General features: G+C 62.7%; 6 protein-coding genes and 1 pseudogene. 5 read left to right on the forward strand and 2 right to left on the reverse strand.

Going from position 1 to position 13,798, the window contains the following annotated elements; all coding sequences use genetic code 11:
- Together lap-Ah and AACQ43_RS06010 are read left to right on the forward strand one after the other, a co-directional pair.
- Positions 1-5,768: pseudogene (gene lap-Ah, locus AACQ43_RS06005) on the forward strand (large RTX adhesin AhLap); the annotation flags it as partial.
- A gap of 295 nt (positions 5,769-6,063) precedes the next feature.
- Positions 6,064-7,008: a chemotaxis protein CheV gene (locus tag AACQ43_RS06010; protein WP_017410908.1), complete on the forward strand. Its 945-nt coding sequence runs from the start codon at positions 6,064-6,066 to the stop codon at positions 7,006-7,008.
- 83 nt (positions 7,009-7,091) lie between these two features.
- Here AACQ43_RS06010 and AACQ43_RS06015 read toward each other — a convergent pair whose 3' ends face one another.
- Positions 7,092-7,691, reverse strand: a complete 600-nt coding sequence (locus AACQ43_RS06015; RefSeq protein ID WP_029304382.1) for an arylesterase — start codon at positions 7,689-7,691, stop codon at positions 7,092-7,094.
- On the opposite strand from AACQ43_RS06015, the gene AACQ43_RS06020 reads away from it, so the two are divergent.
- Together AACQ43_RS06020 and AACQ43_RS06025 are read left to right on the forward strand one after the other, a co-directional pair.
- Positions 7,690-8,415, forward strand: coding sequence for an ABC transporter ATP-binding protein (locus AACQ43_RS06020; protein WP_168966496.1), 726 nt, complete (start codon positions 7,690-7,692; stop codon positions 8,413-8,415). The two genes, AACQ43_RS06015 and AACQ43_RS06020, sit on opposite strands and share 2 nt — an antisense overlap.
- 88 nt (positions 8,416-8,503) lie before the next feature.
- Positions 8,504-10,951 carry an ABC transporter permease gene (locus AACQ43_RS06025; protein WP_168966498.1) on the forward strand — a complete coding sequence of 816 codons (2,448 nt, stop codon included), beginning with the start codon at positions 8,504-8,506 and terminating at the stop codon, positions 10,949-10,951.
- Positions 10,952-11,037: 86 nt separating this feature from the next.
- Here the strand turns inward: AACQ43_RS06025 and AACQ43_RS06030 are convergent, their stop codons facing one another.
- Complete coding sequence (locus AACQ43_RS06030; protein ID WP_168966500.1) at positions 11,038-11,943, reverse strand: TIGR01777 family oxidoreductase; 906 nt, start codon at positions 11,941-11,943, stop codon at positions 11,038-11,040.
- Positions 11,944-12,245: 302 nt separating this feature from the next.
- Here AACQ43_RS06030 and AACQ43_RS06035 point away from each other — a divergent pair, with 302 nt between their 5' ends.
- Complete coding sequence (locus AACQ43_RS06035; protein ID WP_168966502.1) at positions 12,246-13,778, forward strand: EAL domain-containing protein; 1,533 nt, start codon at positions 12,246-12,248, stop codon at positions 13,776-13,778.
- The last annotated feature ends 20 nt before the right edge of the window (positions 13,779-13,798 follow it).

Raw genomic sequence — 13,798 nt, forward strand, 5'->3', positions numbered from 1 at the left:
TCACTGGCGTGAACGATGCCGCGGTCATTACCGGCACCGATACCGGTAGCGTGGTGGAAGATGAGACCACCCCGACCCTGACCGAGACCGGTACCCTGACCGTCACCGACGTGGACGGTGCCGACGAGGCCAAGTTTGTGGCCGGCAACGGTGCCCCGAGTGCGGACGCACTGGGCAGCCTGACCATCACCGAAGGCGGCGCCTGGACCTACAACGTCGACAACAGCAAGGTGCAGTACCTGGGCGAGGGTGAGACCAAGGTGGAGACCTTTGTGGTCAAGTCCGTGGACGGCACCGAGCACACCGTCACCATCACCATCACCGGCGTGAACGATGGCGCCGTGGTGGCGGGGGATGACCTGGGGGCAGTGACCGAAGATCTGAACGTGGTGGGTGGCAAGCTGAGCGACAGCGGCGTGCTGACCATCAGCGATGCGGACCAGGGGCAGGCCAAGTTTGTGGCCGGCAATGGCACCCCGAGCGTGGGGGCACTGGGCAGCCTCTCCATCACCGAGACCGGTACCTGGAGCTACAACGTCGACAACAGCAAGGTGCAGTACCTGGGCCTGGGCGAGACCCGGGTCGAGAGCTTCACCGTCAAGAGTGTCGATGGCACCACCCACACCGTCACCATCACCATCACCGGCGTCAACGATGGCGCCGTGGTGGCGGGGGATGACCTGGGGGCAGTGACCGAAGATCTGAACGTGGTGGGTGGCAAGCTGAGCGACAGCGGCGTGCTGACCATCAGCGATGCGGACCAGGGTCAGGCCAAGTTTGTGGCCGGCAACGGCACCCCGAGCGCGGGGGCACTGGGCAGCCTCTCCATCACCGAGACCGGTACCTGGAGCTACAACGTCGACAACAGCAAGGTGCAGTACCTGGGCCTGGGCGAAACCCGGGTCGAGAGCTTCACCGTCAAGAGTGTGGATGGCACCAGCCATACCGTCTCGGTCACCATCACCGGCACCAACGATGCACCAACCCTGAGTATCGACAAGGGGGCCGTGGTCTCCGAAGAGGGGCTTGCCGGCGGTATTGCCGATACGGCAGGCAGCAGCGATACCACCGACAGCGTGGCCGCCAGCGGCAAGATCTCGGTCGGCGATGTTGACAGCCAGGATACGCTTACCATCAGCCTGAACGGGCCTGCTGGCCTGACGACTGGCGGTGCCGCGGTGCAGTGGAGCTGGAATGCCGCCACCAAGGTATTGACCGGTTATACCGGTACACCGGGCGGCGCCGACTACAAGGCGGTCATGGATGTGAAACTGACCGCTCCCGCCGGCAACGGCAAGGGCGACTGGAGTTATGACGTGACGCTCAAGGCTCCGCTTGATCATCCGGTCAAGGGCAGTGAAGACGTACTCAACTTCCAGATCGGTGTGACCGTATCGGATGGCAAGACCACCACCACCGGCAGTCTGCCTATCTCGGTCGAGGATGACTCGCCGGTGGCCGGTGACATGGCGGCCGTCTCCGTCATCAAGACCAACATCCCGGATACCCTGACCGGCCTGTTTGATCTGACCAAGTACAGTGGCAGCAACCAGACGACCCTGAACGTGAGCGGCTTCAGCATCACGGCGCTGGGCTTTACCTCGTCGACCAACTCGACCCTGATCACCGCCAATGTCAATGGTTCCAGCGCCGGTCTGGGGGTTTCCAGTGTCGGCTCACCGAACCACAACCTCGCCAACGAGGTGGACTTCCGCCACTTTGCAAACGGTACTTCTGCTTCCGAGCAGCTGATCGTCAAGCTGGATGCGGGCAAGGTGGCCTATGGCGCCAACATCAAGTTCAGCCAGATGTTCGGTGGCGAGCTGGAGAGTGGCGTGGTCGAGTTCTACCGTGGCGGCGTGCTGATCGGTACCCAGACCTTCAGCTCCAACGCGGCGGGTGGCGACTATGCCGGCAACTTCCAGGTGCAGCAGGGTGGCTTCGATACCATGGTCATCAAGGCCACCAACAATGGTAACGGCCTCTATGCCGACAACAGCGACTTCACCGTGAAGAGCATCGAGTTCCTCGGTGCCACCACGGCACCGGCCATCGCCTACGGTTCCGGCACGGTCACCCCGCAGTGGGGCGCCGACGGCAAGGGCTATATGCAGTTGCTCGGTTCTACCGAGACCGGGCTGACCACGGCGACCGGCAAGCTGATCACCACTACGATGGAATCGGTCAATACTCTGGTCGGCAAGGCCAGCGATGGCACCCTGGTGTTCCGTCTGGAATTTACTCCAGCCACCGGCAAGTGGGAGTTCTTCCAGTATCAGAACATGTCCAAGCCGCTGGGGGATGGCGACATCGACTTCCAGATCAAGGTGGTGGATGGCGACGGCGACTACAGCCTGGGCTCTTTCGCAACCAAGCCGCTGTTTACGCCTATCGTACAGTCGGTCTCCAGCGAGAGTGCGGCCGAAGGCGGCAACCTGCTGCACACGGTGACGCTCTCTGATGCGACCCAGGAAGCGACCCAGTATGACTTCGGCATCAAGGGCAGCGGTACCAACCCGGCTTCCAGCCTTGACTGGGGTACTGCCCAGTTCAGCAACGGGGTGACCTACAACAGCACCACCGGCAAGATCACAGTGCCGGCCGGGGTGTCGGGCTTTACCGTGACCATCCCGACGGTGGACGATCGTCTGGTCGAAGCGAATGAGACCCTGACGGTGACCGTGGGTGGTCAGAACGGCATCGGTACCATCATCGACAACGATCGTGCGCCGGTGACCACGGGTGGCTACAGTGCCGGCAAGGAAGACACGCCGCTGGTGCTGAAGTGGGCCCAGTTTGGTGCCAGCGATGATCAGGCCGCTTCTGACCTGAGCGTACAGATCAACAGCCTGCCGCTGAACGGCAAGCTGGAGTACCTGAACGCAGCCGGCCAGTGGATCGCGGTGAAGGTGGGGGATCTTCTCTCCTACGCTGATATCGACAGCGGCCACCTGCGCTTCGTGCCAGGCCTCAACGAGTCGAGTACCAATGCCAGCAACGGCAATGGCGTCGTGACCGGCAACCTGCAGGGAGATTACGCCAGCTTTGGTTACCAGATCAGCGACGGCGCCAACCTGAGCAACAGCGGCAAGCTGGTGATCGATATCACGGCGGTTGCGGACAAGCCGGTGGTCGACATCAGCCTGACGGGTAACGGCATCCCGCTTTATACCCAGTACCCATCGTCCGGCATCTCCACCGGGGCGTTCCAGAGCGGCAACTTCAACAAGGGCAACTTTGGCATCACCAGCAGCTTTACCGACAGCACCACGACCCAGGACAGCGTGGTGGGGACCAGCGGCAACGACTACATCGTCAGCGTGAAGGGGGGCGGTGATTACTTTGTCGGCGGTGCCGGCAATGATGTTCTGGTCGGCGGCAACTCGGTCTCCGGCGATACCCTCGATGGCGGCACCGGCAACGACATCCTGGTGGCCGGACTGGGTGGCGATACCCTGTATGGTGGCGCCGGTACCGACCTGGCCGTACTGATGGGCTCGCGTGCCAACTATGTCATCGAGCGCAGAAGTGATGGCGGTTTCAATTTCCTGGTGAAGGAGAACGGCGTCACCATCAGCAAGTCGCTTTACGACATCGAGCTGGTGCAGTTTGATGACGGTATCTACCAGTTCAACCAGACCGACGGCACCCTGACGGCGGTACAGCCGAGCGTGGTGGATTACCCGCTCGAGATCAGCGCTTCCCTGACCGACCGGGATGGCAGCGAGCAGTTCGACAGCCTGGTGCTGACCGGTATGCCGACGGGGTCGACTCTGTATCAGGGCTCCACCGTGCTCGGCACCGTGGGGGCCGATGGCAAGCTGACGCTGACCGGTCTATGGAACCAGAGCGCGCTGGACGTCAAACTGACCGGTCTGAGCCTGCGGGTACCGGGCAGCAGTGCCGGCCAGTTCGACCTGAAGGTAGAAGCCATTGCCAAGGAAGTGGCGACCGATCAGACCAGCAGTGCATCGGATCAGGATTCGATCCGCATGAGCTACTTCCTTTCCACCGAAGGGGAGCCTGGCGATCAGAACCGTACCTATGGCAGCGAGCACAATATCGTGGTCGGGGATCTGGATGGCAGCGTGGTATTGCCGGGCCAGAACTACAACATCGCCTTCATGGTCGACAGCTCGGGCAGTATCGGTACCAACGCCATGAACACCATCAAGAGCCAGCTGGCACAGGTGTTCTCCAGCCTCAAGGCGAGCGCCGGGACCGATGGGGCCGGGACGGTCAACATCTTCCTGGTGGACTTCGACACCATGGCCAACAAGTCGGTCAGCGTGAACCTGAAGGACAGCAACGCCCTGAGCCAGCTGCAAGCCATTCTCGACAGCATGGATGGCAGCTCCAGCAACGGTGGTGGCACCAACTACGAGGATGTGTTCAAGACCACGGCCAACTGGTTCAACAGCTCGACCGTACAGAACAACACCAATGCCAAGAACCTGACCTACTTCATTACCGATGGTAAGCCGACTTACTATCTGAGCAATGAAGGCAGCAATCCGCTGATCGATGACTATCCGAATGATTCTCGTGATGTCTATCTCAATCAGCTGTTGCAGAACGGCTATGTTCCCGGCCAAGTCTACAAGAGCAGCGGATATACCATTATCGATGCTCAAGGAGCGGTTTATAAAGTTGATACCAGGGGGGATTCAACCAAGATCGGCTATATGCGCCCTGATGGTCTGGGTGGTTATACCTACTCGACATTGGACGGTGATGGCCGTAATACCACCAATACTACAATTACGAACTCCGTTGCTGGCTTTGGCTTGCTGACGGGCATGGGGGTCACGGTGGAAGCGATCGGACTGGGGGCCAACATCTCCTACAACGATCTCAAGTCCTACGACTCTGACGGCGTCATCATGACCGGTGTCAACGCCAGCGACCTGGCCAACGCCATCCTGGGTACCTCGGTGAACAACCTGCCGGGCAGCGACCGGATCGACGGCGGTGCCGGTGACGACATCCTGTTCGGTGATGCCATCCACTTCGCCGGCATCAACGGTGAAGGCTACGCGGCTATCAAGCAGTATGTGGCCGGCAAGCTGAGTGCAGGCTCGGTGACCGATGCCCAGGTTCATGACTACATCACGGATCATGCCAGCGAGTTCGACCAGTCCTCCAACAACGACAAGGCGGACGTGCTGATCGGCGGCGATGGCAACGACATCCTGTTCGGTCAGGGTGGCGATGACTTCCTGTTCGGCGGGGCGGGCAACGACATCCTGTTCGGTGGTGCCGGCAACGACACCCTGTACGGCGAGAGCGGCAACGATACCCTGTACGGTGGCAGCGGCAACGACACCCTGTACGGCGGTAGCGGTGACGATACTCTGAGCGGTGGTCTGGGCAATGACATCCTGGTCGGCGGGCTTGGCAATGACATCCTCAAGGGTGATGGCGGCGCCGATACCTTTACTTGGCTGCAGGGCGATACCGCTGCGGGCAGCGTGGCCAAGGATTACGTGGTCGACTTCTCCAAGGCAGAAGGTGACAAGCTGGATCTGAGCGACCTGCTGGATCACGATGGTTCTCGCAACCAGAACGATCTGAAGAGCCTGCTCTCTGTCTTCCAGGACAGCGAAGGGGTTCACCTGCAGGTCAAGGAGAGCAGCGCCGCCCCCGTGACTCAGGAGATAGTGCTGATGAACCACACGTTCGACAGCCTCACCGGCAGCGCATCGGCCACCTCGTCCCAGGTGATCGACTACATGCTGAACAACAACATGCTGGATATCGACAAGTAATCCGGTCGATCCCAGGCAAAAAGCGGCAGATTCATCTGCCGCTTTTTTTATGTCATACAATTGAGGAGGGCGCTGATTTGTATCGGATAATCAGGGCCGTATCATCGTTGCCACAGGATTGGGAACGAATGGTTACTGACAAGCTTGAAGAGAGCCCGGCCGCGAGCCGGGTCTCGCTTTTTTTTATCAAGTTCCTGCATCATCTGGCCGACATAGGATAAGAATACGGGTCGTGTTGGGATTCTGACCCTTCTATACTATGGCGAGACTCGGGCAACGGACGTAAGGGCTTTATATGGCGAGCATATTGGATTCAGTGGACCAACGTACCCAGCTGGTAGGGGAGAACCGCCTGGAGCTGTTGATGTTCCGTTTGGGATCCCAACAGTTGTTTGCTATCAACGTGTTCAAGGTGCGGGAAGTGGTCAAGCTGCCCCATCTCAACAAGATGCCTGGTGCACACCACAACATCAGCGGGGTGGCCAACATCCGTGGCACCTCCATCCCGGTGATCAACCTGCGCAGCGCCATCGGCATGCGCCCGATGCCCATCGATGCCGAGTCCAACCTCATCATCACCGAGTACAACCGCACCATTCAGGGTTTTCTGGTGGGGCAGGTGGCCAACATCGTCAACATGACCTGGAAGGACATATTGCCGCCGCCGCGCTCGGCCGGGCGGGCGAACTACCTGACCGCCATCACCCGCATTCCCGAGGATGGCGTTGACCAGATTGTCGAGATCATCGACGTGGAGAAGGTGCTGGCCGAGATCATCACCTATGACATCCGTATCTCGGAAGAGGTGCTGGATCGGGAGATCCTGCCGGAAATGCACGGCCGCAAGGTGCTCATCGTCGACGACTCCAGCACGGCCCGCAACTTGGTGCGCGAGACCCTGGGGCAGCTGGGGCTGGAGGTGATCGAATGCCAGGATGGCCTGCAGGCGCTCAATCTGCTCAAGGGGTGGTGCGATGCGGGCAAGAAGGTGACCGACGAGATCCTGCTGATGATCACCGATGCCGAGATGCCGGAGATGGATGGCTACCGGTTGACCCACGAAATTCGCAGTGATGCCCGCATGTCCGATCTCTTCATCACCCTCAACACCTCGCTGAGCGGCAACTTCAACGAGGCCATGGTCAAGAAGGTTGGCTGCGATCGCTTCATCTCCAAGTTCCAGCCAGACCTGCTGGTCGGGGTGGCTCAGGAGCGGCTGCGCCAGATCCTGGAACGCTGAGACAGGAGCAATAAACATCCCGCCTTGGCGGGATTTTTATTGGGGTTGGAACCCGGAAGATGGCCAAGACCATGACACCGGGATCACTGTGTCAGCAGCGGCTCGATGAAGCTGGCAACCCGGTCGCGGATCTGCGGCTGGGCGGCGGCGGTGGGGTGGATGCCATCGTTCATCATGAGTTCAGGGCGCAGCGCAATATCATCCATGAAGAAGGGCATCAGCGGCAGCTGATTGGCGCTGGCCAGTTCCGGGAAGATCTGCTCGAACTGGCGCAGGTAGCGCGCGCCGTAGTTGCGCGGCAGCTGGATCTGGGTCAGCACGGTTTTTACCTGTTGTGCCTTGGTCAGCGCCACCATCTTGGTGAGATTGTCCCGGGTGATGGCCGGCGCGAACCCGCGCAGCCCGTCGTTGCCACCCAGCTCGATCAGCACCCAGTCCGGTTGATGTTCCTTGAGCAGGGCCGGCAATCTGGCCAGCGCCCCTTGCGTAGTTTCACCACTGATGCTGGCATTGATAAGCTGATGTTTACCCCCCTGCTGCTGCCATTTCTGATTGAGCAGCGCAGGCCAGCTCTGCTCCGCCGGCATCTGATAACCTGCACTCAGGCTGTCGCCCAGTACCAGCAGGGTCTGGGCCTGCACCGATGACACCAGGCAGCACAAGGCAAACAGGAAACGCGTCATGAATTCAACTCCCATTATCAACGTCAAGGGCCTGGGCAAGACAGTGCGCCTGGGCCAGGAAAGCCTCACCATCCTTGAAGGGATCGACCTGCAAGTCAATAGCGGAGAAACGGTGGCGCTGGTCGGCGCCTCTGGCTCCGGCAAGTCCACTCTGCTGGGGCTGCTGGCCGGGCTGGATCTGCCGAGCCAGGGGGATATCGAGATCCTCGGCCAGTCGCTGCTGCAGCTGGACGAGGAGGGGCGTGCCCGGCTGCGGGCCGAGCAGGTCGGCTTTGTGTTCCAGTCCTTCCTGCTGCTGCCCACCCTGAGCGCGCTGGAGAACGTCATGCTGCCTGCCGAGCTGCGTGGCGAGACCCGCTGCGAGCCGCGGGCTCGCGAGCTGCTGGCGGCGGTCGGCCTCGGTGAGCGGCTGCACCATCTGCCGCCGCGCCTCTCCGGCGGTGAACAGCAGCGGGTCGCCATTGCCCGGGCCTTCATGACCCGGCCCAGCCTGCTGCTGGCCGATGAGCCCACCGGCAACCTCGACAGCAAGACCGGGGAACGGGTGATCGAGCTGCTGTTCGAGCTCAACCGCGAGCATGGCACCACGCTCGTGGTGGTGACCCATGATCACGAGCTGGCTCAGCGTTGCCAGAGGCAACTGGTGATGGCGGCCGGACGGCTGGCGGCGGATGCGTCAGCATCCGAAGCCACCTCTGCAGCAAGAGTCAGGGAGCTGTCATGAGTCAGTGGCGACTGGGATTCAAGTTATGGTGTGGGGAAGGCGTCAATGACAAGGGGCTGCCCGGACTGGCGCAGGTGAGGAGCACGTCATGAGTCAGTGGCGATTGGGATTCAAGTTATTGCGCCGGGAAGGATTCAACGGCGAGCTGCGTTGGTTCGTGCTGGCGCTGGCGCTGAGCGTGGCCTGCGTGCTGAGCGTGGCCCTGGTGGCGGATCGGCTGGATGCCGGGCTCAAAGCCTCGGGCCGCGACTTTATCGGTGCCGACCGGGTGCTGCGCTCGGCCACGCCGGCGCCGGCCGCCTGGCTCGAACAGGCGGCAAAAACGGGCCTGGCGGTGCAGACCACGGTCAGCTTCAACAGCATGCTGTTTCATGGCGATGCCCTGCAACTGGCTTCCATCCGCGCCGTGCCTGAGGATTTCCCCTTCTACGGCAAGCTGGAGTTGAGCCCCCAGCGGGCGCCGGCGCCCGGCGAGATCTGGCTCTCCGCCCGGGTGATGCAGCTGCTGGCGGCCAAGCCGGGGGATGTGCTGGAAGTGGGCAATACGGTGCTCAAGGTGGCGGGGGGACTGGGTCAGGAGCCGGATCAGGGCTTCAGCCCCTTCCTGCTGGCGCCGCGGGCGCTGATCCACAGCGCCGATGTGGAGGCGACCGGTGCCCTGCTGCCGGGCAGCCGTCAGCAGTGGCGCTACCTGTTCAAGGGCACCCGCGAGCAGGTGGCCGACTACGAACGCTGGCTCAAACCCAGACTCAAGGCGGGGCAGAAGCTGATCAAGCCGGACGACCAGGGCTCCCAGGTGGGCCGCTCGCTGGCCAATGCCGAGCGTTTCTTCCGGCTCGCTTCTCTGGCGGGAGTGCTGCTGGGGGCGCTGGCCATGGGCATCGCGGTGCGTCACTTTGCCGAGCGCCAGACCAACATGGTGGCGCTGCTCAAGACCCTGGGGGCCTCCCGTCGCTCGCTCTGGCAGTTGATGGGCACCCTGTTGCTGTCGCTGACGCTGGTCGGCGCCCTGCTCGGTCTGGTGGCGGGCAGCGCCATGCAGTGGCTGACCCTGCATCTGCTGGGCAACCTGCTGCCCGCTGATCTACCACCGCCGTCGTGGCGACCCTTTGCGTTGGGGTTGGCGGTGGCCTTCTTCATCACCCTGCTGCTGGCCTTCGTGCCCTTCCTGCGCCTGCTCAAGGTGCCGCCGCTGCGGGTACTGCGGCGCGAGCTGGAGGCGGGGATCCCGCCCTGGCTGGCGTTGCCGGTGGCGTTGCTCGGCTTGTTTGGGCTGGTGTGGGGCTTCACCGCCGATGCGACCCTGGCGCTGGGGCTGATCGGCGGCATGGGCCTGCTGATGGGGCTGCTGGCGCTGATCGCCTCCTTGCTGCTGCTGTTGGGGCGCCGGGTGCAGGGGCCCCACGCGCTACGGCTGGCCATCAGCCATCTCTCCCGCGAGCGGGGCAGCGGCCTGTTCCAGCTGGCGGGCTTTGCGCTGGCACTCATGCTGTTCGGTTTGCTGTGGGCGGCGCGGGTCGACCTGCTCGGCGAGTTCTCGGCCCGGCTGCCGGCGGATGCCCCCAACCGCTTCCTGGTCAACGTGGCAGACGGAGAACGGGAGGGGATCCTGGCCGATCTGCGCCAGGCGGGGGCCGTGACCTCGGACTTCTACCCCATGGTGCGCGGCCGGCTGGTCAGCATCGCCAGCGAGGCGGTGCGCGACACGGATGAAGATGGCCGCGAAGGGGTCAATCGCGAGCTCAACTTCACCACCACCGCTACCCTGCCGCCGGACAATACCCTGACCGCAGGACGCTGGCTGGATGGTCCCGGCCAGGTATCGGTAGACAAGGATCTTGCCAAACGGCTCGACATCGCCCTCGGCGATACCCTGGGCTTTACCATCGAGGGGCGCAGCTTCAAGGCGCAGGTGACCAGCCTGCGGGCCATCAAGTGGGACAACATGCGGCCCAACTTCTACATGATCTTCTCGCCGGACGTGCTGACTCCCTTCTCCCAGACCTGGCTCGGCAGCTATCGTCTGCCGGAGCAGGGGCGGGTGGCCGAAGTGGAGCTGATCCGCCGACACCCCACGGTGAGCCTGATCGATGTGGACGATTTGATCGTGCGGCTGACGGCGGTGTCGGATCAGGTGAGCCGGGCGCTGGGACTGATGCTGGGGCTGGTGACGGTGGCGGCGCTGCTGGTGTTGCTGACCCAGACCCAGGCCAGCATGGCCCATCGGCGCCGGGAGCTGCTGCTGATGCGCACCCTGGGGGCCGGCAGCGAGCTGCTTCGGAAGATGCTGCGCTGGGAGCTGGTTGCCAGCGGCCTGCTGGCGGGGCTGTGCGCCGCCATGGTGGTCGAGCTCTGCTCCCTCGGCCTGCAGTGGTGGTGGTTCGAGGGGCAATGGCAGTTCCACTGGGCCATCTGGATTGGTCTGCCGTTGCTGGGTGCCGTGCTGGTGACGCTGGCGGGGCAGGGCATGCAGCGCCAGCTGCTGGCGGGCACCCTGAGCGATCGGCTGCGTGGGTTGGGGCAGGGCCTGCTCTGATCACCGCATCCTGTGCGTATGCCGCAAGGCACAATCAGCCCGGCCAATGGCCGGGCTGATTGTTATCCGGTTGGTGAAGAGCCCAGTCAGCGGGCAGTGCTCAGCAGATTGGCAAGGGCCTGGGGCAGCGCCGGGTAGGTGAAGTGGAAACCGGCCTGCTGCAGACGGGTCGGCAGCACCTTCTGGCCGGTGAGCAGCAGATCGGCCGCTTCGCCCATCAGCAACTGCAGCAGGGGGGCCGGCACGAAGAAGAGGTGCGGCCGGTGCAGGGTGCCTGCCAGGGTCTGGCTGAACTCTCGGTTGCTGACCGGCTGCGGCGCCGTGCCGTTGAAGAGGCCATCGCACTCGTCGTGCTCCAGCAAGAACATGATGGCGCGCACCAGATCCTGAATGTGGATCCAGCTCATGATCTGGTGCCCCGTGCCCATGGGGCCACCGAGGCCGACACGATAGGGCGGCAGCATCCTGGGCAGGGCGCCGCCGTCGGTGCCGAGCACCAGCCCGATGCGTACAATGCAGACCCGGGTATGCTTGCTGCGGGCCTCGCGGGCCAGGGTTTCCCACTGCTGACAGAGCTGATGGGTGAATTCGTCGTGAGGGGTCTGGCACTGCTCGTCCAGCGGTTCATCGCCCTGACGGCCATACCAGCCGATGGCGGAGGCGTTGATCAGCACCCTGGGCGGCGTATCGGAGAGCTTGACCAAGTCGACCAGCTGTTCGGTCAGCAGCCAGCGGCTGTCACACAGCAGCTGCTTGCGCCGCTCGCTCCAGCGGCCGTTGGCGATAGGCTCCCCCGCCAGGTTGATGACCGCATCCACGTCGTTGAGGTTGTCGAGCCGATCCAGACTGTCGAGCAGCTTGACGTCGTGGCCGAGCAGATCATAGGCGCGGCTACCCTGGCGGGTCAGTACCAGCACCTCGTGGGCCACCTTGAGATGGGCCACCAGACGACGACCGATGAAGCCTGTCCCTCCCGTGATCAATATTTTCATATGCAGACTCCCTGACGCTGTTGGCTCTACTCTAGTGGGCCGGCACCAGATGAACAAGCAGCTGTTTTTGCAAAGATTATAATCGTCACAGCAGGCATCTGGCGCATCGCGCCAAGGGGTGTGCAGCGAGCACTGCGCGCATGCGAAGGGATGGCAGCGACTGCCGCTGTCGCCCCGCTGCAGACGCGATATAGTGTTCGTCAGAGCGCTCCGCTCTGCCGTCAGAATTGTCAGAAAGGGTTGTCAGAGAAGGGGATAGGAGTAGACTCGTCCGCTTTTTCACCGTTGCCGCGAGGGTGGGTATGCCGTTTCGTCGTTTGAGGTTGCGCCAGTTTTATACCAGGCTGGGGGCGGCGTTGCTGGCCGGCCTGCTCCCCCTGCTGCTCGGGGTACTGATCGTCTCTTGGCAGACCTTTGCCGGCATGAAGCAGGATGCCGAAGAACGTCTGCTCCATGCCAGGGAGATGCTGGAGCGCACCCTGGATCACGCCCATCAGGCGGCGGCCATGGTGCAGGGCAGCGTGGGACGCCCCTGCGAGGAGGTGGTGCAGGGGCTGCGGGATCAGGTGGCGACCGTGCCGGACGTGCGCACCGTCAACCTGGCCAAAGGGGAAGTGGTCTACTGCTCCTCGCTCTACGGTCCCTATCAGGGCCCCTTCACGCTGGCCGATTATGCCAATGGCCAGCTGGATCTGATGCGGGGCAACCCGGTGACGCCGGATCGGCCACTGGTGGTCTACCGCCAACCGGTAGGGGAGTACAGCGTACTGGTCGGCATCGATGGCTACTACCTGCACAACATCCTCGACATGCTCAGCCGCAACTCGCCGCTGACCCTGGTGATCGGGGCGCAGAGCATGCTGGCCGACGGCCAGATCCACGACGAGGTGCCGCACGTGGCGCTGGGGTCGCTGGAACAGACCTCCGGCAAGTATCCGTTTCGGGTGGTCACGGATCTCTCCCACGACGAGTACGGCAGCCATATCTGGAGCTACTCTCGGGCCAGTCTCATCATCTACCCATTGCTGGGTCTGCTGGCGGGCGGCCTGGTCTACTGGCTGGCTGGCCGCTCGACTTCGCCTTCCCAAGAGCTGCGGCGGGCGCTGGATCAGCGGGAGTTCATCCCCTATCTGCAACCGGTGGTGACCGGTGACGACGCCCACTGGAGCGGTTGCGAGGTGCTGATGCGCTGGCAGCATCCGCGCCAGGGCCTCATCTCGCCGGATCGCTTCATTCCGCTGGCTGAAGACAGCGGTCTCATCGTGCCCATGACCAGGCTGCTGATGGAGCAAGTGCGCGAACAGTTCGCAGGCCGAGTGCACAGCCTGCCAAGAGGGTTCCACTTCGGCTTCAACATCAGCGCCAGCCACTGCAAGGACATGAGTCTGCTGGAGGATTGCCGCAACTTCATCAATGCGTTTCGGGATAACCCCATCAAGCTGGTGCTGGAGCTGACCGAGCGGGAACTGATCGTGGCCGACGAGACGACCGACCGCTTGTTTGCCGAGCTGCATCAGCTGGGGGTCTTCATCGCCATCGACGACTTCGGTACCGGCCACTCCAGCCTCACCTATCTGCAGCAGTTCCAGGTGGATTTTCTCAAGATCGACCAGAGCTTCGTCGGCATGATCGGCTCCGATGCCCTCTCCAGCCACATCGTCGAGAACGTCATCGATCTGGCGACCCGGCTTGGTCTGCTGCTGGTTGCCGAAGGGGTGGAGAACGAGGTGCAGGCCGCCTATCTGCGGGCACGTCAGGTGAACTTCCTGCAGGGCTATCTGTATGGCAGGCCGATGCCGATGAAGGAGTTTGCCGGCCTGCTGGCGCAGGGCTGAGCCAAATTGCCCGCATAAAA

The organism is Aeromonas sp. DNRA1 (assembly GCF_963888745.1).
GTDB lineage: Bacteria > Pseudomonadota > Gammaproteobacteria > Enterobacterales > Aeromonadaceae > Aeromonas > Aeromonas hydrophila.

What these genes read in the sequence shown, in the direction of transcription:
- AACQ43_RS06010 (WP_017410908.1), top strand. Translation starts at nt 6,064, where the DNA reads ATGGCGAGCATATTGGATTCAGTGGACCAACGTACCCAGCTGGTAGGG.
- AACQ43_RS06020 (WP_168966496.1), top strand. Translation starts at nt 7,690, where the DNA reads ATGAATTCAACTCCCATTATCAACGTCAAGGGCCTGGGCAAGACAGTG.
- AACQ43_RS06015 (WP_029304382.1), bottom strand. Translation starts at nt 7,691, where the DNA reads ATGACGCGTTTCCTGTTTGCCTTGTGCTGCCTGGTGTCATCGGTGCAG.
- AACQ43_RS06025 (WP_168966498.1), top strand. Translation starts at nt 8,504, where the DNA reads ATGAGTCAGTGGCGATTGGGATTCAAGTTATTGCGCCGGGAAGGATTC.
- AACQ43_RS06030 (WP_168966500.1), bottom strand. Translation starts at nt 11,943, where the DNA reads ATGAAAATATTGATCACGGGAGGGACAGGCTTCATCGGTCGTCGTCTG.
- AACQ43_RS06035 (WP_168966502.1), top strand. Translation starts at nt 12,246, where the DNA reads ATGCCGTTTCGTCGTTTGAGGTTGCGCCAGTTTTATACCAGGCTGGGG.